Origin of the sequence: Streptomyces sp. NPDC046985 (assembly GCF_040644415.1) — a bacterium.
Classification (GTDB): domain Bacteria; phylum Actinomycetota; class Actinomycetes; order Streptomycetales; family Streptomycetaceae; genus Streptomyces.
The window spans coordinates 74,862-95,887 of the sequence record NZ_JBEYWK010000003.1 but is presented as its reverse complement, the minus strand read 5'-3'; the positions used below and the strand labels follow the sequence as shown (position 1 = coordinate 95,887).

The following is a 21,026-nucleotide window of genomic DNA, read 5'->3' as shown; positions in this document are numbered from 1 at the left end:
GGACTTGGGGCGCCGGCGTCGGGGCGCCGGCGCCGAGGGCGGTTCGTGGGGGCGCCGCTTGCTAGCAGCTCGGGACCGGGCCGTCGCCCTTCGCCAGGGCGGTCAGGGAGGCGACCGCGCCCTTCAGGGTGGTCACCGGCACCAGGCGCAGGCCCCGCGGCAGTTCCGCCTTCGCGTCGCCGCACTCGGCCCGGGGGACCAGGAAGACGGTGGCGCCGTCCCGGCGGGCGGCCCGCGTCTTGAGGGACACCCCGCCCACGGCGCCCACCGTGCCGTCGGCGCTGATCGTGCCGGTGCCGGCGATCGTGCGGCCGGCCGTGAGGTCGCCGCCGCCGCCGTTCCCGGCGATCTTGTCGATGATGCCGAGGGAGAACAGCAGTCCGGCGCTGGGGCCGCCGACGTCGGCGAGCTTCAGCGAGACCTTCACGTTCTTGTCGCCCGCCCGGCCGAGGTACTTGAGCGCCGCCTGCGCAGCGGCGTCCTGCGACTGCCGCATCTCCTCGGCGTTGTGCCGCTCGATCTGCTGGACGCTGCCGCCGCCCGGGTAGACCGCGTCGCGCGGCATGACCGCCCGGTCGGCGGCGAACCAGCCGTCGATCACGTCGCCGAGCGAGACCCGCGCGTCCGGGCCGGTCGCCTCGATGGTCGTCATGCGCAACTGGCCGTTCGTGCTGCGTACGGGCGCGCCGGACACCGTGATCACCTGGGCGCCCTTGTTCTCGCCGAGCACGTTCGCCGTGATCCCGGGCTGCGCCACCGAGAACGGCAGCGGCGCGAGCGCGGCGACGGCGATCAGCGCCACCACCGGCAGCGCGCAGACGGCGAGGACCTGGGGGCGTGTGAGGCGTGAGGGCACAGCATCAATCTACGCGACGCGCCTGTGCGGCAACCTGTCGGCGGCCCGCCCGTTCATCGCGGCGTCTCCTTCATCGCGACGTCCCCTTCATCGCGACGTCCCCTTCATCGCGGCGGCCCGTCATCGCAGCGCCCCACTCATGGCAGGGTCCCCTCACCGCAGCACCCCACTCATCGCGATGCCCCCGCCACCGCAGTGCCCCCTCACCGCAGTGCCCCCTCACCGCAGCGCGCCCCTCACCGCGGCGCCCCCTCATCACAGCGCACCCCTCACCACAGCGCCCCCTCACCGCAGCGCCTCCGCCACCTCGCGGGCCGCGTCCACCACCCTCGGCCCCACCCGCTCGGGCACGGCGTCCGCCAGCATCACCACGCCCACGCTGCCCTCGACGCCGGTCACCCCGAGCAGCGGCGCCGCCGCCCCGCAGGCGCCCGCCTCCAGCTCGCCGTGCGTGAGGGTGTAGCCGGGGTCCGCGGCCGGCCGACGGCGGGCGGAGAGGATCGCCTTGCCCGCGGCGCCCCGGTCCAGGGAGTGCCGGAACCCCGCACGGTAGGCCACGTGGTAGTCCGTCCAGGTGGGCTCGACCACGGCGACTGCCAGCGCCTCCGCCCCGTCCACCAAGGTCAGATGGGCCGTCGCCCCGATGTCCTCGGCCAGCGACCGCAGCGCGGGCAGCGCCGCCTCGCGGACCAGCGGATGCACCTGCCGGCCCAGGCGCAGCACACCGAGCCCGACCCGGGCCCGCCCGCCGAGGTCGCGGCGGACCAGCGCGTGCTGCTCCAGGGTGGCCAGCAGCCGGTACACCACGGTCCGGTTCACCCCCAGCCGCTGGGACAGCTCGGTGACGGTCAGACCGTGATCGGTGTCGGCCAGCAGCTTGAGGACCTTCAGTCCCCGGTCGAACGTCTGGGAGGTCTCCGCGGTCACGACGCCCACTCCTTCAGTGGTGAGGTCGGCGGCGCTCCGCTCGGCGGTATCGCGTCACCGAGTCCCGTCGGTGACGCGCGACAGAGGCCGCCGATCGGCCGGCGGTCCGGCCGTCCCGGACTCGAGTCGCTTCACGGCTGCGCTCCGCGGCGGCTCTGCCACGGGGCGTGTGCGTAGCGGGACAGTAGCGAAGCCGGTTCGCTGAGCGGAAGCCTCCGTCCAGAATCCGGTCAGCGTCCGGTGCGGACTCCCGGCGTTTGCCCCGATACGCCCCTGGGCGGCGGCGGTTGCGGTTGCGGTTGCGGTTGCGGTTGCGGTTGCGGTTGCGGTTGCGGGCGACCTCAGCGCATGCGGGTCGCCCACTCCTGCACCTTGGCGATGCGCTGGCGCAACTGCCCCACGGTCGCCTCGGCGCTCGGCGGGCCGCCGCAGACCCGGCGCAGCTCGGTGTGGATCACGCCGTGCGGCTTGCCGCTCTGGTGGACGTAGGCGCCGACCAGGGTGTTGAGCTGGCGGCGCAGCTCCATCAGCTCCTTGTGGGTCACCACCGGCCGCCGTTCGGCGGGCAGTTCGAGCAGGTCGGCCTCGTCGTCCGGCTTCTTGCGGCTGTGCGCGATCTGCCGTGCCTGCCGCTTCTGGAGCAGCAGTTGCACTTGGTCGGGCTCCAACAGCCCGGGAATGCCGAGGTAGTCCTGCTCCTCCTCGCTGCCCGGGTGGGCCTGCATGCCGAACTCGGCGCCGTCGTAGAGGACCCGGTCGAAGACGGCCTCCGACTCCAGCGCCTCGAAGGAGAACTGCTCCTGCTCGCCGGTGTCCTCGTCCTGCTCGCGGTTCGCCTCCTCCATCTCCTTCTCGGACTCGGCGTACGGGTCCTCCTCGCCCTCCTTCTTCGGCCGGTCGAGGGCGTGGTCGCGCTCGACCTCCATCTCGTTGGCGAAGGTGAGCAGGTCCGGCACGGTCGGCAGGAAGACGGAGGCGGTCTCGCCGCGCCGCCGGGACCGTACGAAACGGCCGACCGCCTGCGCGAAGAACAGCGGGGTGGAGATGGTGGTGGCGTACACCCCGACCGCGAGCCGGGGCACGTCGACGCCCTCGGACACCATGCGGACGGCCACCATCCAGCGGTCGTCGCCGTGGCTGAAGTCGTCGATCCGCTGCGAGGCGCCCGCGTCGTCGGACAGGACGACGGTCGCGCCGCTGCCGGTGATCTCCCGGATCAGCTTGGCGTAGGCGCGGGCGGACTCCTGGTCGGAGGCGATGACCAGGGCGCCGGCGTCCGGGATGGCCTTGCGGACCTCGGTCAGCCGCCGGTCGGCGGCGCGCAGCACGGCGGGCATCCACTCGCCGCGCGGGTCGAGCGCGGTGCGCCACGCCTGGCTGACCGCGTCCTTGGTCATCGGCTCGCCCAGCCTGGCCTCGATCTCGTCCCCGGCCTTGGTGCGCCAGCGCATGCTGCCGCTGTAGGACAGGAAGATCACCGGGCGGACGACGCCGTCGGCGAGGGCGGAGCCGTAGCCGTAGGTGTAGTCCGCCGCCGAGCGCCGGATGCCGTCCCGGCCCTCCTCGTACGACACGAACGGGATGGGGTTGGTGTCGGAGCGGAACGGCGTGCCGGTCAGCGCGAGCCGGCGCGTGGCGGGCTCGAACGCCTCCAGGCACGCCTCGCCCCACGACTTGGAGTCCCCGGCGTGGTGGATCTCGTCGAGGATGACCAGGGTCTTGCGCTGCTCGACGCGGTTGCGGTGCAGCATGGGCCGCACGCCTACGCCGGCGTACGTCACGGCGACCCCGTGGTACTCCTTGCCGAGCGGGCCCGCGCTGTACTCGGGGTCCAGCTTGATCCCTATCCGCGCGGCGGCCTCCGCCCACTGCTTCTTCAGGTGCTCGGTCGGGGCGACCACGGTCACCTGCTGCACGACGTGGTGGTGCAGCATCCAGGAGGCCAGCGTCAGCGCGAAGGTCGTCTTCCCGGCGCCGGGGGTGGCGACGGCGAGGAAGTCGCGCGGCTGCTCCTGGACGTACCTCTCCATCGCCCCCTGCTGCCAGGCGCGCAGCTTGCCGGCCGTGCCCCAGGGGGCGCGGCCGGGGAAGGCGGGCGAGAGGTGGTGGGAGGTGGACAGGGGGGTGGGCCCGGAGAGCCCTGCGTCGAGGGCGGTGGCGGGCGTGGAGCGGGCGGTAGTCACGGTCTCCGGTTCGCTGGGGGCTCGGCTACGGATGACGACCGGGACACCCTACCGGCGGCCCGCACGCCCCGAGGCCCCGTCGGCACGCCCCCGGGCGGGGATGGGACTCACGTCACATCCCCGCCGGGCGGGGTGCGGTCGGCGCCGCGCCAGGCGAGACGGGGGGTGCGGCGCGGCGCCGCGCGCGGCGAGACGGGGGGCGGCACGGTGCCCCGCGACGGGGCCGCGGCGCGAGGTGCGGCGGCGCTCACGCGGGGGCCGCGCGGGCTCACGGGGGGGGCGGCGCTCACGCGCAGGTCGGTGCGGCAGGCGCTTGCGGTACGTGGGGGACGCCCCACGCGGAGGACAGCTCGGGACCGCTCGCGTCACGCGGGGCCCACGCGCGGAGGACAGTCCGGCGCCGCTCGCGTCACGCGGGGGACGCCCACGCGAAGGGCGGCTCGGCGCCGCTCACGTCACGCGGGGACGCCCAGGCCCAGGACGGCTCGGGACCGCCCACGTCACGCAGGGGACGCCTACGCGAAGGGCGGCTCGGCACTGCTCGCGTCACGCAGGGGACGCCTACGCGTAGGACGGCTGGGCGCCGCCCGCGTCACGCGGGAGCGTGCAGTCGCCGTGTCACCCATACCCCCACCAGCGCCACGCCCGCCATGGGCAGGAACACCGCGGCGAAGGCGGCCGGGTGGGCGGTCGTCGCGGCGCCGGCGGTCGTACGGGTCACCGTGCCGCCGCCCAGGGCGGCGAAGGCCGCGCCGCCCGCCGCCAGGAGCAGCACGTTGGACAGCGCGTCGGAGATCTGGAGAGCCGCCGAGTTGGCGCCGGCCTCCTCGGGGGCGGACAGCCGCAGCAGCAGCACGCTGGTGGAGGAGAGGACCAGGCCCATGCCGAAGCAGCCGAAGGCCCAGGCGACGGCGACCGTCCACACCGGCGCCGCGGGGATCAGCACACTGGGCGCGGCGGCGATGGCCGCGGCCACCAGCACCATCCCGAACGTCACCAGCCGCTCGCGGTACGGCTCCGTCCGCGGGCGGGACTGCACCCAGGAGCCCAGCGCCCAGGTGCCTCCGCCCGCCGCGAGGGAGAACCCGGCCAGCGTCGGCGACAGCCCGCGCTGGGTGACCAGCATCAGGGGCACGAAGGACTCGGCGGCGATGAAGGAGCCCGCCGCGACGCCGCGCAGCAGCACCACCGACGGCAGCCCGCGCGCCGCCCGGTACGTGCCCCGCGGGAGCAGCCCCCGCACGGCGGGCGTCAGCAGCGCGGCCCCGGCCGCTCCCGGCAGCAGCGAGAGCCACCGCAGATCCTGCGCGGCGTACTGGAGCAGCCCGGCGCCGAGCGAGATGCCGAGGGCGAGCCGGATGCGGCGCAGGTCGAAGGAGGGGCGGCTCGCTCCGCCGGACGCGGCGCCGCCTTCCCCCACCGGGCCGGACGCCCGCCGCCGGATCTGCGGCAGGGCGAGCGCCAGCGGGAGCACCACCAGCACCGGGATGCCGACGAACACCCAGCGCCAGCCCAGGTGCTCGGTCACCGTCCCGGACGCGAGCGGGCCGACCACCGAGGGAACCACCCAGGACGCCGCGAACGCCGCCATGATCGCCGGACGCAGCCGCTCGGGATAGGCGCGGCCCACGACGACATACAGGGCGACGATCACCAGGCCGCCGCCGAGCCCCTGTACGGCCCGCCCGAGGATGAACACCCACATCGTCCCGGCCGTCCCGGCCAGCAGCAGTCCCGCCGCGAAGGCGCCGATCCCCGCGGTCAGCGCGCCCAGCGGCCCGCGCCGGTCCGCCCACTGCCCGGCGAGCACCATCCCGAACAGGCTCGTGGTGAAGTAGCCGGAGAAGGCGAACGCGTAGAGGGACACCCCGTGCAACTCCCGGGCCGCCACCGGCATCGCCGTGCTCACGGCAGTCGCCTCGAAGGCGATCAGCAGCACGACCGAGACGATCCCGATGCTCAGCGACCGGTGCTCCTTGCCGAGCACGGTGGCGGTCGCCGCCTCCTGTTCGACGAGTTCGCCGGGGGCGTGAGCGGGTGCGGCGGCCACGCCGGAGTCGCGCGGTTCGAGGACGGTCATGCTCGACAGGGTAAGGGCCGCATACGGTTTTCGCTCCTGTCTTAAGTCGGCCCCCCACCGCGACCTCAGTCCTAGGTCCCCCTCTCCGTCCCTCCACCCACCGCCCTCCCTTCACATACGGCGTCCTTCATGAACGGCGCATGGCAGTCCCGTTGCGGCGCCCGCCGCCTCCTTGAGCACCCGCTCCCCCGCGCCTACGGTCATCCCACCGGGTTCGGACCGGACCGCCGAGCGGCCCCCCGACACGGCCGTGTGCCCGAGAGGTTCAGGGACTCGCCTGCAAAGCGAGTAACGCGGGTTCGAATCCCGCCACGGCCTCTGACGTATTGAGCAGGGCAGGCTCGGGGGCGGCACTCACGGGGGCGCCGCCCTTTCGGGCGCTCTTCTCAGTCCTCTTCCCAGCGCGCCAGCGGCTTGGACGCGTTCTATCGCCTCAGCGTGGCGAGGGTCTGGGTCATCGTCGCCGCCAGCCGGTCGTATGCCTCGGTGGTCGGCTCGGCGCCCAGGGCGGTGGTGATCCGCTTCTCGCGGTGCAGCAGCCACAGGGTGAAGGCGAGGGTGGAGACGTCCTTGTTGAGCGGGTCCAGGGCGGTGTCGGCCTCGCTCCAGTGCCACACCTCGCCGGTCGTGCCGTCGACCACCAGCGCGCCGTCCTCGACGAGACAGCCCAGGCGTATCAAGCGGTCGGCGCGGGCGGGAAGTTCGCGTGAGGCGCAGTCGCCGGGGCGGTCGGCGTCCTCTTCGGCGTAGTACTCGGCGAGGGTCGGCAGCGGGACGTCGGTGTCGAGTTGGAACAGCGCCCTGTCCTCGGGCAGGCCCGTCTCGCGCAGGAAACGGCGGGTCGGCTCGTGGGCCAGCGCTGCGGGGAAGTCGACGTCCTCGAAGCGGGCGACTCGGCCCGCCCCGAACTCGTTTTCCAGGGTGCGGGCGGGGAGGTCGAGGGCCAGGCCCGCTCCCGGCCCGGCGGTGAGCGCGAGGGGGCGGAGCAGGGCGGCCGCCCTGCCGTACCGCGGGACCTCGCCGTCCGCGCCCTCCTCGAACACCGCCAGGAGCCGTCGGGCCGCCTCGGCCACCGCTCCCGGGCCGCGGCGGCTCGCGCAGGCGACGAACCGCCCGCGCAGAGCCGCCAGTTCCTCGGTGACCGCCGCGAACCGGACCAGGGCGTCCAGGGAGGGCGCGCGACGGCGGGCCGCCGTCGATCCGAGGAGGTCGGGGCGGTTCGCCGTCGTCCCGTTAGTTCGGCCGGGGCCGCAGGGGCGGTCCGCCGTCGTCACGCAGGGGCGGTCCGCCGTCGTCACGCCGGGGCCGCTTGGCAGGGAGGACGCCGTGGTCACCGGGCGGGCGCCCCCGAGCAGCAGCGACTCCGTCTCCGGGCCGCCGGAGCCGCGCAGTCGGCCTGCCATCAGTCGCTCACGCAGCTTCGCCGGGATGGGGTCGGCCCCGACCGTGGGGTCCGTGACCGTGCGCAGGCCGTCCCGGTCGAGCGCCGCGCACGTCGTCAGGGCGCCGTCCGCCGACAACCCGCGACCGGTGAGCCGGCGACGCGTCGGTCTGTGCGCGACATACGCGACATGACGGCCGAGGTCGGCCTCGGCCAGGGCGATCAGCGCGGTAACCCCGCCGGTTGCCGTGCCAGGAGCGACGGCCGCACCGACCGGCCACGTCGGTTCAGCAACGTCGACCAGCCGAGTCGCGGCGGTCGCGCCCACCGACCGGAGCGTGCCCGTCGCGCCCACCGGCCGGTGCGTGCCCGTCGCGCCGACCGACCGGGGCGTGCCAGTAGTGCCCACCAGCCGAGTCGTGCCCGTCGTCATGCCGACCGGCCGCGTCGATCCCACCACGTCGACTAGCCGAGTCGTGCCACTCGCGCCCACCGGCCTTGTCTCGCCCGTCGTGCCCGTCATGTTCATCGTTCCCCCGTGGTCCCCGTGATCCCCGTAGTCCCGCCGCTCCCAGCCGTTCCGGCACCGATCCGGCGCCGAACCAGCCCGTCGGCGGCAGCCCCGCGCGCCGTCGTCCGTCCGGGGGCGCGACCGTCCGCCCCAGCTCGCGTCGATGCCGCCGAAGCCGTCGTCCCCACCGCCAGGAACACTACGCGGCGCCACTGACAACGGTCCCGCACACGACGGACCCGGCCACAACAGCCCCGCCCACGACGGAACCGGTCACAAACGGACCCGGCTCCAACGGAGCCGCCCACGATGAACCGGCCCCGACCCGACCCCCGGCCCGCCCCGCGGGGTCAGTGGCCGGTGACGACCGCGGCCTGCGGGCGGATCGGGAGGCGGTTGACCGGGCGGCCGGTGGCGGACCGCACCGCGGAGGCGATCGCCGCCGGGGAGGTGACCACCGGGACCGCGCTGACCGCCTTGGCGCCGAACGGGGCCACCACGTCCCGCTCTTCGACCAGCCTCACGATCCGGATGTCGGGCACGTCCAGCGCGGTGGGCAGGGCGTAGCCGGTGAGGTCGGGGTGGCGGACCAGACCGCGCGGGGCGCGCAGGTTCTCGGTGAGGGCGATGCCCACGCCCTGGGTGACGCCCGCCTCGATCCGGGCGACGAGCTGCGCCGGGTTGAGGACGCGGCCCACGTCCTGGGCCACCGCCAGCTCCACCACGCGCACCGAGCCCAGTTCGACGTCCACGTCCACCACCGCGCGGACCGCGCAGAAGGCGAGGCCCACGAAGGCGTCCCCCTGGCCCGCGCCGTCCAGCGGTTCCGTGGGGTGCGGGCGGCACTGGGCCGTGGCCCACAGCTCCTTGCCCTCCAGCGCCTCGGCGACCGTGGTCGACAGCACGCCGTCGTACGACGTGATCTTGCCGTCGGCGATCTGCAGCAGCTCCGTGGACATGCCGAACTTGTGGGCCAGCGGCTGGAGGAGCTGGGTGCGGACCATCTTCGCCGCGCGCTCCACCGCGCCGCCGGAGACCCAGGTATGCCGGCCCCGGCAGCCGGGGCCGGCCGGCGGCTGGTCGGTGTCGGCGGGCGCCACGTGGACCTCGTCGACGCCCAGCGTCTCCTGGACGATCTGGCGGGCCAGGGTGCTGAAGCCCTGCCCGGTCTCGACGGCGGCGCACAGCACGGTCGCCACGCCGTCGTGGACCTTCACCGTGGCCGTGGACACCTCGTCGGCGCCCTCCGCGCCTAGCATGTGCACCATGCCCAGGCCGTAGCCCACGCCCCGGCGCACCGCGCCCGGTTCGCCGGCGCCCTCCAGGCCGCCGGGCAGCAGCCACTCGTCCTCGGGGGTGTCCTTGGGCAGCGCGGGCAGCGCGTGGTCCCGCACCGCCTGGAGCAGTTCGGCGACCGGGGCCGGGCAGGTGACCGTCTGTCCGGTGGGCAGGACGTCGCCGGTCGCCAGCACGTTGCGCAGCCGCAGCTCCGCCGGGTCGAGGCCGAGCTTCTTGGCCAGCTTGTCCATCTGCGCCTCGTGGGCGGCGCAGACCTGCATGGCGCCCTCGCCGCGCACATGCCCGGAGGGCGGGTTGTTGGTGCGCACGGCCCAGCCCTCGATGAAGGCGTGGGGGACGACGTACGGTCCGCAGGCGAAGGACACGGCGGCGGCCAGCGCCTCGGCGGAGGTGTCGGCGTAGGCGCCCGCGTCCAGCAGGATCTGCGCCTCGACCTTCACCAGCCGGCCCTCGGCGTCGGCGTGGTGGCGGTAGCGCAGCAGGGTCGGGTGGCGGTGCGCGTGGCCCAGGAAGGACTCCTCGCGGGTCGCCGTGAGCTTGACCGGGCAGCCGGTGCGCAGCGCCAGCAGGCCCAGCGGGAGCTGGAAGCTGAGGTCTTCGCGGTCGGCGGTGGCGCCGGGGACGCCGGTGACGACGATCTTGACGCGCTCGGGCTCCAGGCCGTAGCAGGCGGCGAGCGCGTCGCGGTCGGCGTGCGGGTCGGTGGAGCCCAGGTACAGCTCGACGCCGCCGTCGGGGCGGGGCACCGCGAGGCCGGCCTCGGCGCCGACGGGGGCAGGGTCCTGGCGGCCGATGCGGTACTGGCCCTCGACGACGACCTCGCCGACCGCGTCGGGGTCGCCGTGCCGCAGCGGGATGTGCCGGATGAGGTTGCCGTCGGGGTGCAGCGGCTCGGCCTCGAAGGCGTGTTCGGGGTCGGTCACCGGGTCGAGCACCTCGTACTCGACGATCACGGCGGCGGCGGCCATCCGCGCGGTGTCCGGGTGGTCGGCGGCCACGGCCGCGATGGGCTCGCCGTGGTGGCGTACGACGTCGGAGGCGAAGACCGGGCGGTCGGCCACGCCGCGCCCGTGCACCGGGCGGCCGGGGACGTCCTCATGGGTGACGACGGCGCGCACGCCGGGCATCTCGCGCGCGTGCGAGGCGTCGATGGACACGATGCGCGCGTGCGGGTGCGGCGAGCGCAGGACGGCGGCCCAGAGCAGCCCCTCGGCCCACAGGTCGGCCGCGTAGGGGAAGGTGCCCTCCGTCTTGGCGCGGGCGTCGGCAGGCGGCAGCGAGGAGCCGATCCCGTGCGGCAGCGGCTCGGGCGCGGCGACGCTCTCCGTGGCGGCAGCGATGGCGGCTTCGTTGCTCACGCCTGGCCTCCGTCCTGGCCGTAGGGGTCGTGCGAGTCCTGCGGGTCGTACGCGTCGTGCGGGGCGTACCCGTCCCGCTGGTCGTACGCATCGTGGGGCGCGTGCGGCGCGTGCTGTTCCGGGGCGTCGAACGCCGAGGGGTGGACGCCGCCGGCCCCCGGGCCCGCCTGGTGCGGGATCCGCGGCTCGCCGCCCGCGTCCGGGCCCGGCTCCTGGGCCGCGGAGTGCTCCGCCGCCGCACTGTGGTCGGCGGCCGCGTGCTCGGCGGCCGCGTGCTCGGCGGCCGCGTGCTCGGCGGCCGCGTGCGCCGCGCGCTCGGCGACCACCTCGTCGACCGCGCGCAGCACCCCCCGGTAGCCCGAGCAGCGGCACAGGTTGCCGCACAGGGCCTGCCGGGTCTCCAGCTCGGTCGGGGCCGGATTGCCCTCCAGGAGGTCGTGCACCGTCATCGCCATGCCGGGCACGCAGAAGCCGCACTGCACCGCGCCGCACCGGGCGAGCGCGCGCTGCACGTCCGAGGGGCGCCCGTCGGCGGCCAGCCCCTCCACCGTGCGGACCTCGCTGCCGGCCGCGGTGACGGCGGGCGCCAGGCAGGAGGCGACGAGGCGGCCGTCCACCTGTACGTTGCACGCGCCGCACTCGCCCTGCGAGCAGCCGTCCTTGGCGCCCGCGAGGCCCAGCCGCTCGCGCAGCACGTACAGCAGCGACTCGCCGATCCACGCGTCGGTGACGGGGCGGTCGACGCCGTTCACCCGCAGCACGTAGGAGGCGAGCGGGTGTTCGTCCTGGGGCGCCGCGGGCGGCGGGTCCTGGGGCGCCGTCTCCTCGCGGGCGGCCTCGGCGCCCGCGCCCGGGGACGCCTGCGCGGCGCCGGAGGACCCGGCGGCCCGCGCGTCCGGACGCTCGGCAGCGGCGGCCTCGCCGTCCGCCGGAGCGAGCGGCGCGACGGCCTCGTCAGCGGCCTGGGAACGGGCGGCGGCGTCCTCGTCCGGGGCGGGGCCCGCGGCGGGCTCAGCGGCCTCCTCGGCGGGCTCTACGGGGACTTCGGCGCCCTCGGCGGCCCGCCCCGCACCGGAGGCGGTGTGCTCGGCGTCCTCGCCGGGGGCGTGCCCGCGGCCGGGAGCGTCCTCGCCGTCGGGCGCGCGGTCGCGGTCGTCCTCGTGCCGGTCCCTCGGGCCGGGCCCGTCCTCATGGACGTGCTCGTGGCCGTACCCGTACTCGTGCCCGTACGCGCCGTCGTGCTCGCGCTCGTACGGGGCCGGGGCGCCGTAGCCGCCGGCGGCCGGGTCGTGCTGCTCCGGGCGCCCCCACGGCTCATCGGCGGGCTCGGCCGCCCACGGGGCGGAGGCGCCGCCGGGAAGCGTGGCCGGGGGGGTGCCGCCCCACTGCTGGATCAGGGACGAGGTGGTGAACTCGCCGGACTCGTCCGGGAGATCGCCTCCGGCGACCGGGATCGACCACTGCCCGGTCACGTCGTGACCGGGCGCCGGGCCGTCCTGCCGCCGCTGCGGGCGCCCCGGTGCCTCCGGGTGGGCGGGCGGGGCGTCCTGGACGTGCCACTGCTGAGTGACCCCGGAGTGGCCGGGGCGGTACGCGAACCGGTCGTCCGGGCCGGGATCGGCGCCCTCGCCGCCCTCCCGTGGCGCGGCGGCCGGCTCCGGCCAGTGCGCGCCCCCGGTCGGCGCGGCGGGGTGGTCGGCCCAGCCGTCCGCGGGGGGCGGCCCGGCGGCCTCGGGCGCGGCGGAGGCCGCCGTGATCTGCGGCGGCACGTAGCCGTGGCCCGGCGCGGCGAGCGGGCTGTCGGCCGCGAGGAGGGCTTCGATGCCGCCCTCGGGGAGCTTCACGAACGCGGTGGCGCCGTCGTCGTAGTCGCCCTGGGGCAGCGGGTCCCAGCGCCCGCCGCTGCCGGACGCGCCCTCCGCGTGCTGGTCGTCGGTCACGACAGCGCCCTCCCGAGTGCTCGTCGGGCCAGCGCGGCGACGGTGCGCCGCAGGTGCAGTACGGCGGGGGGAAGCTGCTGCACGGAGCCGTCCTCGTCCGGGACCGGGTCGGGGATGCAGGCCGCGGCGACGTACTCGCCGAACGCGCTCAGCGCCTCGGGGACGATCGCCCGGCCGTTGTCCCAGTCGATGAGGCGGGCCACCCACTGCTCGGCGTCCAGGGGCCTGAGCGGCATCGGCGCTATGGCGCCCACCGCGCAGCGCACCCCGCGCCGGGCCGGTTCCAGGACCAGCGCCACCGAGGCGATGGCGCGTCCCGGTCCGGTGCGGCCGGTGGCCTTCACGAAGACCTGCGGCGCGTGCAGCAGCGGCACCCGCACGTAGCCGATCAACTCGCCCGCGCCCAGCATCTCCACCCCGGCCAGCAGGTGCGACACCGGGACCTCCCGGCGGGCGCCCTCCGGACCGGCGATGATCAGCGTCGCCTCCAGGGCCGCCAGCACCGGCAGCGTGTCCCCGGTGGGCGCGGCGGAGGCGATGTTGCCGCCCAGCGTGCCCGCGTTGCGGATGTGCGGGGGGCCCGCGGCGCGGGCCGAGGCGGCGAGCGCGGGGATCAGGGCCGCGAAGTCGGGGCGGCCCATGCGCGCGTGCGTGAGCCCGGCGCCGAGCAGCGCGTGGCCGTCCTGGTACTGCCAGCCGCGGATCTCGCTGATCCGCCCGAGGCCGACCAGCGCGGCGGGCCTGAGCTGCCCGGAGTTGACGGCGGCCATGAGGTCGGTGCCGCCGGCCACCGGCACGGCTGCGGGCACGGCGGTGAGCGCCGCCACGGCTTCGTCCAGCGTCGTGGGCAGCGTGACGGCCTGCGCCGCCTGCGGTGCGTGCGTGGTCAAACCGGCTGCCCCTTCCCACTGCCCCACTGGTCCCGCCCGTGCGCCGTACGGTACGGCCTGACGGGGTGGACGTGGCAACTCTGGCACATCTTCACAGGGGTCGCGGACACGGGTCCGGGAGGCGGCATTCGCCCGCCTCATGAGGGGCTTGGCCGGGTTTGGGGCGGCATCGCCGGGGGAGGTTAATTTCCTACTTTTCGCTGGCTCTTGTGGATTTCCTCCGCCGCGGCGGCAGGTCGCCGGGGCGCGGCCGCCGGGGGCCGCGACGCCCAGGTCAGCGCACCGGCGGGGGCCCCTCCAGCGGGCGGCCGAGGACGCCGGGGCGGCGCTGCCAGGGGCGCGGTCCGGCGGGCGGCCGGTAGCCGACGCCGAGCGCGTCCAGGCGCGCGTAGTGCGCGGACATCCGCCGCTCGAATCCGGCGAAGTCCCGCTCGCCGGGGGCGGGCAGGGCGCTCCAGACGGTCTCGGCGAAGGCGGCGAGGCGGGGGAAGACCTGGTAGTCCACGCGCGCCGAGTCCTCCAGCGCCTCGGTCCACACGTTGGCTTGGGCGCCCAGCACGTGGCGGGCGGCCGCGGCGTCGAGCCCGGGGGGAACCGGCTCGAACCGGTAGACGTCCTCCAGGGTGCGCACGTAGCCGATCGGCACGGGCTCGTCCGCGCCCGCGTCCTGCCGGTGGTCCAAGTACACGTGCTGCTCGGGGCACATGACGACGTCGTGGCCGGCCCGTGCGGCGGCGGTCCCGCCGGCGTACCCGCGCCAGGACGAGACGGCGGCGCCGGGCGGCAGGTCGCCGCCCTCCAGGATCTCGTCCCAGCCGATGAGCCGGCGCCCGCGCGCGGCGAGCCACGCGGCGAAGTGGCCGATGAACCACGCCTGAAGCGCGTCCTCCCCGTCCAGCCCGAGTTCCGCGATGCGGGCCTGCGCGGCGGGCGAGGCGCGCCACTGGTCCTTGGGACACTCGTCGCCGCCGATGTGAAAGAACCCCGAGGACCCCGAGGACCCCGAGGACCCCGAGGACCCGGAGAAGTCACGCGACCCCGCCGCGCCGGACAGACCCGTGCCCCCCGCACCGCCCGCCGCCCCCACCGCGTCCGCCGGGAAGAGGTCGAGCAGTTCCTCGAAGACGCCTTCGTAGAAGCGCAGGGTCGCCTCGGCGGGGGCGAGGACGTTCGGCGAGACGCCCCAGTCGTCCCAGACGGCGAGGGACGCGGTGTCGACCACGTCGGTGTTGCCGAGTTCGGGGCAGGCGGCTATCGCGGCCTGCGAGTGGCCGGGCACGTCCACCTCGGGCACGACGCTGATGTGCCGTTCGGCGGCGTAGGCGACGATCTCCCGGATGTCGTCCTGGGTGTAGTAGCCGCCGTGCGGCCTGTCGTCCCACAGCGGGGAGGCCCGGTGACCGAACCTGGTGCGCGCCCGCCAGGCGCCGGTCGCGGTCAGCTCCGGACGGCGCCTGATCTCCACCCGCCAGCCCTGATCGTCCGTCAGGTGCAGGTGGAGCACGTTGAGTTTGTGCGCGGCCATCAGGTCCAGGTAGCGCAGCACGCCGTCCTTGGGCATGAAGTGCCGGGCGACGTCCAGCATGAGTCCGCGCCAGCGGAAGCGGGGGGCGTCCTCGATCGCCTGAACCGGCAGGGCGCGCACGGCGTCCGGGCGGACGGGCGCCCGGCGACAGGCGTCCGGGCCGAGGAGTTGACGCAGCGTCTGCGCGCCCCAGAAGACCCCGGCCGGACCGCCGCCCCGGATCTCGACGCCGTCGCCCGCGGTGACGGTGAGCCGGTACGCCTCGGGCCCCAGGGCGCCGTCCAAGCACAGCCGTACGGCGTTGGGGGCGTCCGGCGCGGGAGCGGGCGGCAGCGGCAGGCCGAGGGCCGCGCCGAGCACGGTGCGCAGCAGGCGCTCGGCGGCGCCCGTGCCGGGACCGGCCCACAGGGCGGTGTCCCGGTCGAACCGGAAGACGCCGGGCGCCGGGGCCGTGACGGCGCGCACCGCCGGGATCACCTGCCGCCCGTCGCCCCCGAAGGACTCGCCGTTTCCGAAAGGCTCGACGCTCCCGGAGGACTCGCCGCTCCCAGAGGACTCGCCGCTCCCAGAGGACTCGGCGCTCCCGGAGGACTCGCCGCTCCCAGAGGACTCGGGGCGCCCGGAGCGCCCGTCAGGCGCCGCGCTCCCGATGCTCCCGCCGCTCCCGGCACGCTCGTCCCGATCCGTCTCCTCGTGGGCCACACGGGGAGCCTAGGGACCGTCCCGGACAGCCCACAAGAGGTCTGGACCACCTGACTCCGAGCTTGGAGAGACCGAGGCCGCGCAGGAGCTACTTGTCGCCGCCCTTGCCCTTGTCGTCCCCGCCGCCGTTCATGGACTCGTAGATCTCCTTGCACAGCGGGCACACGGGGTACTTCTTCGGGTCGCGGCCGGGCACCCACACCTTGCCGCACAGCGCCACGACGGGAGTCCCGTCCATGGCGCTCGCCATGATCTTGTCCTTCTGGACGTAGTGGGCGAAGCGCTCGTGGTCGCCGTCGCCGTGGGACACCTGCGGCGCCGGCTCGACGAGGGTCCCCGTACCAGTCCCGCGCTCGGGCTCGAGAGTGCTCATACGGCAAGGGTACTGAAGCGCACGGGCTTCAGTTGAGCGACGGGTCGTCCGGATATGTGGCGACCATCGCCAGCTCGTTGCGCTGGCGGCGCAGCACTTCGCGCCAGAGCCGCTCAGGGGCCGGCGAGGAGACGTCCCCGGGCTCGGACTCGACCACGTACCAGGCGCCCTCCGCCAGCTCGTCCTCGAGCTGGCCGGGCCCCCAGCCCGCGTATCCGGCGAAGATCCGCAGCGAGCCGAGCGCCGAGGCCAGCAGCTCGGGCGGGGCCTCCAGGTCGACGAGGCCGATCGCGCCGTGCACCCGGCGCCAGCCCAGCGGCACCCCGTCGGCCGAGCCGCCGCCCGGGATCACGGCGACGCCGAGCGCGGAGTCCAGCGAGACCGGGCCGCCCTGGAAGACGACGCCGGGGTCCCCGGCGAGGTCCGCCCAGCCCTCCAGGACGTCGCCCACGTCCACGGGCGTGGGGCGGTTGAGGACGACGCCGAGGGAGCCCTCCTCGTCGTGGTCGAGGAGCAGCACCACCGCGCGGTCGAAGTTCGGGTCCGCCAGGGCGGGCGTGGCCACGAGCAGCCGCCCTGTGAGCGAGGACACCTCGGTCATGCCAGACATGATCCCGCATCTTGCCGCGGAGTGGGGGGCTGATCCGGCTGCCGGAGTGAGGGCGGCTCGCGGGACGGCCGGACCCGCGCCCGCGCCGCGCCGCCGGTGACCGCGCGTGGCCGGGACGGAACCGTTCGTGTTATGACCCATCCGTGACGCGGTTGCGCGGTACGCGGGCTTACTTCCAAGGGGCGCCCGGCGATTACTCTGTCCCTTCGGCCCTGAGAAGTGATCGGCCGCCGCCCCTGACCACCTCATCGGAACGCGAGATACATGAGCGTCAACGACGATGTCCTGCTTGTCCACGGCGGAACCCCGCTGGAGGGCGAGATCCGTGTCCGCGGTGCGAAGAACCTCGTGCCGAAGGCGATGGTCGCCGCTCTGCTGGGCAGTGAGCCGAGCCGGCTGCGCAACGTGCCGGACATCCGTGACGTGCGGGTCGTCCGCGGGCTGCTGCAACTGCACGGCGTGACGGTCCGCCCGGGTGAGGAGCCGGGCGAGCTGGTGCTCGACCCCACCCGCGTGGAGAGCGCGAACGTGGCCGACATCGACGCCCACGCGGGCTCCAGCCGCATCCCGATCCTGTTCTGCGGCCCGCTGCTGCACCGGCTCGGCCACGCCTTCATCCCCGGCCTCGGCGGCTGCGACATCGGCGGCCGTCCCATCGACTTCCACTTCGACGTGCTGCGGCAGTTCGGCGCGACGATCGAGAAGCGGGCGGACGGCCAGTACCTGGAGGCGCCCCAGCGGCTGCGCGGCACCAAGATCCGGCTGCCCTACCCGTCGGTGGGCGCGACCGAGCAGGTGCTGCTGACGGCCGTGCTCGCCGAGGGCGTCACGGTGCTGTCCAACGCGGCGGTCGAGCCCGAGATCGAGGACCTGATCTGCGTCCTGCAGAAGATGGGCGCCATCATCGCGATGGACACCGACCGGACGATCCGCGTCACGGGTGTGGACCAGCTCGGCGGCTACGACCACCGCGCCCTCGCGGACCGTCTGGAGGCCGCCTCGTGGGCCTCGGCGGCGCTGGCGACCGAGGGCGACATCTACGTCCGCGGCGCCCAGCAGCGCTCGATGATGACGTTCCTGAACACCTACCGCAAGGTGGGCGGCGCGTTCCGGATCGACGACGAGGGCATCCGGTTCTGGCACCCGGGCGGCCACTTGAAGTCGATCGCGCTGGAGACGGACGTGCACCCCGGCTTCCAGACCGACTGGCAGCAGCCGCTGGTGGTGGCCCTCACCCAGGCGACCGGCCTGTCGATCGTGCACGAGACGGTCTACGAGTCCCGGCTGGGCTTCACCTCCGCGCTGAACCAGATGGGCGCGCACATCCAGCTCTACCGCGAGTGCCTGGGCGGCTCCGACTGCCGCTTCGGGCAGCGCAACTTCCTGCACTCCGCGGTGGTCTCGGGACCGACCCGGCTCCAGGGCGCCGACCTGGTGATCCCGGACCTGCGCGGCGGGTTCTCGTACCTGATCGCCGCCCTCGCGGCCCAGGGCACCTCCCGCGTCCACGGCATCGACCTGATCAACCGCGGCTACGAGAACTTCATGGAGAAGCTGGTGGAGCTGGGCGCGAAGGTCGAGCTGCCGGGCCAGGCGCTCGGCTGACCGGCCCGCGCCGACCGGGCTCCCCGGCAACCTTCGAAGGGGCTGCGGGCGGCCCCGGGGCCGCCCGCGGGCGTCCGCGCGGGGTCGGGAGGGGCGTCCGTGCGGACGCCCGGACGGACCGGACCGGCACGGGGGCGCGGAGGCGCCCGGACGGACCGGCGCGGGGGCACCCGGAAGGACTGGCGCGGGAGCGCGTACGACGATGGGGCGGACTCCCGACGGGAGTCCGCCCCATAAGCGTCGGAGCGCCTAGCGGGCCCCGTACGCCGTCCCCCGGCGTACGGAGGGCTGGGTCACTTGCCCTTGGCGGCTTCCTTGAGCTTGCTGCCCGCGGAGACCTTCACGCTGTAGCCGGCCGGGATCTGGATCGGCTCGCCGGTCTGCGGGTTGCGGGCGGTGCGAGCGGCACGGTGGGTGCGCTCGAAGGTGAGGAAGCCAGGGATGGTGACCTTCTCGTCTCCCTTGGAGACGATGTCGCCGACGACGTCGGCGAACGCGGCCAGCACGGCGTCGGCGTCCTTGCGGGTCACCTCGGCGCGGTCGGCCAGCGCGGCCACCAGCTCACTGCGGTTCATGTCGTTACTCCCGTGTTCTTCTTGCCGTTGAGGCGGGCCACGCGGCGAAGCCGCGTGATGGGCCGGCGAAGCCGATGCCGCCGGGGCCCCGAGGGTCCCCGGACCCGGGTCCTACGTCAGACCCTCGCGCCTAGGGAGGCATCCTGCCCCCACCTGCGGCGGGAAAGCCAATCCGGCACCCGCTGGAGCCGTGAGAACACCCGTGGGGGTCACACGGAGAGCGGGTCTGCCGGGTGTGCCGCCTGGCGGCCACCCTAAAGGCGCGGCGCCGACGGCGCCGAGCCGACGCGCCGGTCGCGGTCCCGCCGTGGCCATCGCCACGCCCGGGGGGCCTGCGCCCCCGGGCGACCTGTTCGCCCCGTACATTCCGTTTTCGATTGTCCGTCCCGTCGCCTTCCCCGGCGCGGGCGGGGTACGCCTGCGCCTCAGACGGCGGCGGGGTCCGCCGGCGCCACGCCGGCCGCCTTGGCCGCCTCGCGCACGGCGCCGGCGACCGCCCCGGCCACCTTGTCGTTGAAGACGCTGGGGACGATGTAGTTCGGGTTCAGCTCGCCCTCGGTCACCACGTCGGCCAGGGCGTGCGCGGCGGCCAGCATCATCTCGGTGTTGACGGTCCGGGACTGCGCGTCGAGCAGACCGCGGAAGACGCCCGGGAAGACCAGCACGTTGTTGATCTGGTTGGGGAAGTCGGAGCGTCCGGTGGCCACGACCGCCGCCGTCTGCCGGGCGATCGCCGGCTCGACCTCCGGGTCGGGGTTCGCGAGCGCGAAGACGATCGCGCCGTCGGCCATCGCGGCCACGTCGTCGCCGTCGAGGACGTTGGGGGCGGAGACGCCGATGAAGACGTCGGCGCCGCGCACGGCCTGCTTCAGCGTGCCGGTGAGGTTCTCGGGGTTGGTGTTGTCGGCGATCCAGCGCAGCGCCGACTCGGGGGCCGCGGAGACCAGGTCCTCGCGTCCGCCGTGCACCACGCCGTGGATGTCCGCCACGACGGCGTTCTTCACGCCCGCGGCGAGCAGCAGCTTGAGGATGGCGGTGCCCGCGGCGCCCGCCCCCGACATCACCACGCGCACGTTCTCGATCGGCTTGTCCACCACGCGCAGCGCGTTGGTGAGCGCGGCCAGCACGACGATCGCGGTGCCGTGCTGGTCGTCGTGGAAGACGGGGATGTCCAGCGCCTCGCGCAGCCGGGCCTCGATCTCGAAGCAGCGCGGCGCGGAGATGTCCTCCAGGTTGATCCCGGCGAAGCCCGGGGCGATGGCCTTGACGATCTGGACGATCGCGTCCGTGTCCTGGGTGTCCAGGCAGATCGGCCAGGCGTCGATCCCGGCGAACCGCTTGAACAGGGCCGCCTTGCCCTCCATGACGGGCAGCGCGGCCTTGGGGCCGATGTTGCCCAGGCCCAGCACCGCCGAGCCGTCGGTCACGACCGCAACGGAGTTGCGCTTGATGGTGAGCCGCCGGGCGTCCTCGGGGTTCTCGGCGATCGCCATGCAGACCCGCGCCACGCCGGGCGTGTAGACCATGGACAGGTCGTCGCGGTTGCGGATGGGGTGCTTGGACGCCATCTCGATCTTGCCGCCGAGGTGCATCAGGAACGTGCGGTCGGAGACCTTGCCGAGCGTGACGCCCTCGATGTCGCGCAGTTCCTGGACGATCTCGTCGGCGTGCGCGGTGGAGGCGGCGGCGATGGTGACGTCGATCCGGAGCTTCTCGTGGCCGGACGCGGTGACGTCGAGGCCGGTCACCGAGCCTCCGGAGGACTCCACGGCGGTGGTGAGCTGCGAGACGGCCGTTCCGCTCGCGGGCACCTCCAGCCGGATGGTCATCGAGTAGGAGACGCTGGGCGCCGTTGCCATGGCCGACTTCCTCTGCTTTCACCGTGTCGCTAAGTTTGTGCCGTCCGATCGTCGCACCTACCGCCGAGTACGCGGTAGCCGCCCGGAAGCGCGGCCCGCGCCCCCGTCGCCGCCTGCCGCGGTACGCCGAGGAGCGGAAAACGGCTTTCAGCATACGAGAGTTCACGACGGCTCAGCCGGTCGCTCGCTGGACGGCCCGCACGGCCCGACCTCGGCGGCACAGAGAAAGAGGGCCACGTCACATCGTGACGCGGCCCTCTCCGGCTAATGCGGAAGAATGAGGCACCGACCCGCCATGCTCGCCTCGCGGCAAGTGGTCGCTCGTGGCGACGAAGGTTGGGCCCGGGGGCTT

The 21,026-nt window shown here is 74.8% G+C and carries 14 protein-coding genes and 1 tRNA gene; 2 read left to right on the top strand and 13 right to left on the bottom strand.

Annotation, left to right across the window (positions count from 1 at the left end):
- Positions 1 to 61 precede the first annotated feature (61 nt).
- The 4 genes from ABZ861_RS04970 to ABZ861_RS04955 all read right to left on the bottom strand — a co-directional run bounded on the left by ABZ861_RS04970 (position 62) and on the right by ABZ861_RS04955 (position 6,046).
- Positions 62 to 856, bottom strand: a complete 795-nt coding sequence (locus tag ABZ861_RS04970; RefSeq protein WP_361623824.1) for a S16 family serine protease — start codon at positions 854 to 856, stop codon at positions 62 to 64.
- A 285-nt stretch (positions 857 to 1,141) separates the two neighbouring features.
- Positions 1,142 to 1,783, bottom strand: coding sequence for a helix-turn-helix domain-containing protein (locus ABZ861_RS04965; RefSeq protein ID WP_361623821.1), 642 nt, complete (start codon positions 1,781 to 1,783; stop codon positions 1,142 to 1,144).
- 341 nt (positions 1,784 to 2,124) lie between these two features.
- Positions 2,125 to 3,903 (bottom strand): DEAD/DEAH box helicase, encoded by a 1,779-nt coding sequence (locus ABZ861_RS04960; RefSeq protein ID WP_361624436.1) that lies wholly within the window; start codon positions 3,901 to 3,903, stop codon positions 2,125 to 2,127.
- Positions 3,904 to 4,558: 655 nt separating this feature from the next.
- Entirely contained in the window at positions 4,559 to 6,046 is a 1,488-nt protein-coding gene (locus ABZ861_RS04955; RefSeq protein WP_361623818.1) for an MFS transporter, read from the bottom strand.
- Positions 6,047 to 6,292: 246 nt separating this feature from the next.
- Here ABZ861_RS04955 and ABZ861_RS04950 point away from each other — a divergent pair.
- Positions 6,293 to 6,364 (top strand) — tRNA-Cys (locus tag ABZ861_RS04950).
- 107 nt (positions 6,365 to 6,471) lie between these two features.
- On the opposite strand, the gene ABZ861_RS04945 is transcribed toward ABZ861_RS04950, so the two are convergent.
- The 7 genes from ABZ861_RS04945 to ABZ861_RS04915 form a co-directional block, all read right to left on the bottom strand.
- Positions 6,472 to 7,887, bottom strand: coding sequence for an SUKH-4 family immunity protein (locus ABZ861_RS04945; RefSeq protein ID WP_361623815.1), 1,416 nt, complete (start codon positions 7,885 to 7,887; stop codon positions 6,472 to 6,474).
- A gap of 401 nt (positions 7,888 to 8,288) precedes the next feature.
- A complete protein-coding gene (locus ABZ861_RS04940) occupies positions 8,289 to 10,595 on the bottom strand; it encodes a molybdopterin cofactor-binding domain-containing protein (protein WP_361623812.1) in 2,307 nt (768 codons plus the stop codon).
- Entirely contained in the window at positions 10,592 to 12,535 is a 1,944-nt protein-coding gene (locus ABZ861_RS04935; RefSeq protein ID WP_361623809.1) for a 2Fe-2S iron-sulfur cluster-binding protein, read from the bottom strand. Before ABZ861_RS04935 ends, ABZ861_RS04940 begins: the two co-directional genes overlap by 4 nt.
- Positions 12,532 to 13,425: an FAD binding domain-containing protein gene (locus ABZ861_RS04930; RefSeq protein WP_361623806.1), complete on the bottom strand. Its 894-nt coding sequence runs from the start codon at positions 13,423 to 13,425 to the stop codon at positions 12,532 to 12,534. Before ABZ861_RS04930 ends, ABZ861_RS04935 begins: the two co-directional genes overlap by 4 nt.
- 274 nt (positions 13,426 to 13,699) lie before the next feature.
- Complete coding sequence (locus tag ABZ861_RS04925; protein ID WP_361624433.1) at positions 13,700 to 15,427, bottom strand: beta-N-acetylhexosaminidase; 1,728 nt, start codon at positions 15,425 to 15,427, stop codon at positions 13,700 to 13,702.
- A gap of 313 nt (positions 15,428 to 15,740) precedes the next feature.
- Positions 15,741 to 16,025: a DUF3039 domain-containing protein gene (locus ABZ861_RS04920; protein WP_361623803.1), complete on the bottom strand. Its 285-nt coding sequence runs from the start codon at positions 16,023 to 16,025 to the stop codon at positions 15,741 to 15,743.
- Between the two features lie 28 nt (positions 16,026 to 16,053).
- Positions 16,054 to 16,626, bottom strand: coding sequence for a YqgE/AlgH family protein (locus ABZ861_RS04915; protein ID WP_361623800.1), 573 nt, complete (start codon positions 16,624 to 16,626; stop codon positions 16,054 to 16,056).
- 273 nt (positions 16,627 to 16,899) lie between these two features.
- Between ABZ861_RS04915 and murA the strand changes: the two genes are divergently transcribed.
- On the top strand, positions 16,900 to 18,240 hold the full coding sequence (murA, locus tag ABZ861_RS04910; protein WP_361623797.1) for a UDP-N-acetylglucosamine 1-carboxyvinyltransferase: 1,341 nt from the start codon (positions 16,900 to 16,902) through the stop codon (positions 18,238 to 18,240).
- A gap of 293 nt (positions 18,241 to 18,533) precedes the next feature.
- Here murA and ABZ861_RS04905 read toward each other — a convergent pair whose 3' ends face one another.
- The gene (locus ABZ861_RS04905) at positions 18,534 to 18,815 is read right to left on the bottom strand and encodes an HU family DNA-binding protein (protein ID WP_003990598.1); all 282 of its coding nucleotides are present in this window, start codon (positions 18,813 to 18,815) and stop codon (positions 18,534 to 18,536) included.
- A 425-nt stretch (positions 18,816 to 19,240) separates the two neighbouring features.
- Positions 19,241 to 20,674, bottom strand: a complete 1,434-nt coding sequence (locus ABZ861_RS04900) for an NAD-dependent malic enzyme (RefSeq protein ID WP_361623794.1) — start codon at positions 20,672 to 20,674, stop codon at positions 19,241 to 19,243.
- Between the last annotated feature and the right edge of the window lie 352 nt (positions 20,675 to 21,026).

Bases quoted from the DNA above. Each gene is read 5' to 3' on its own strand.
- ABZ861_RS04905 (WP_003990598.1), bottom strand. From the start codon at position 18,815: ATGAACCGCAGTGAGCTGGTGGCCGCGCTGGCCGACCGCGCCGAGGTG.
- murA (WP_361623797.1), top strand. From the start codon at position 16,900: ATGAGCGTCAACGACGATGTCCTGCTTGTCCACGGCGGAACCCCGCTG.
- ABZ861_RS04900 (WP_361623794.1), bottom strand. From the start codon at position 20,674: ATGGCAACGGCGCCCAGCGTCTCCTACTCGATGACCATCCGGCTGGAG.
- ABZ861_RS04920 (WP_361623803.1), bottom strand. From the start codon at position 16,025: ATGAGCACTCTCGAGCCCGAGCGCGGGACTGGTACGGGGACCCTCGTC.
- ABZ861_RS04955 (WP_361623818.1), bottom strand. From the start codon at position 6,046: ATGACCGTCCTCGAACCGCGCGACTCCGGCGTGGCCGCCGCACCCGCT.
- ABZ861_RS04915 (WP_361623800.1), bottom strand. From the start codon at position 16,626: ATGACCGAGGTGTCCTCGCTCACAGGGCGGCTGCTCGTGGCCACGCCC.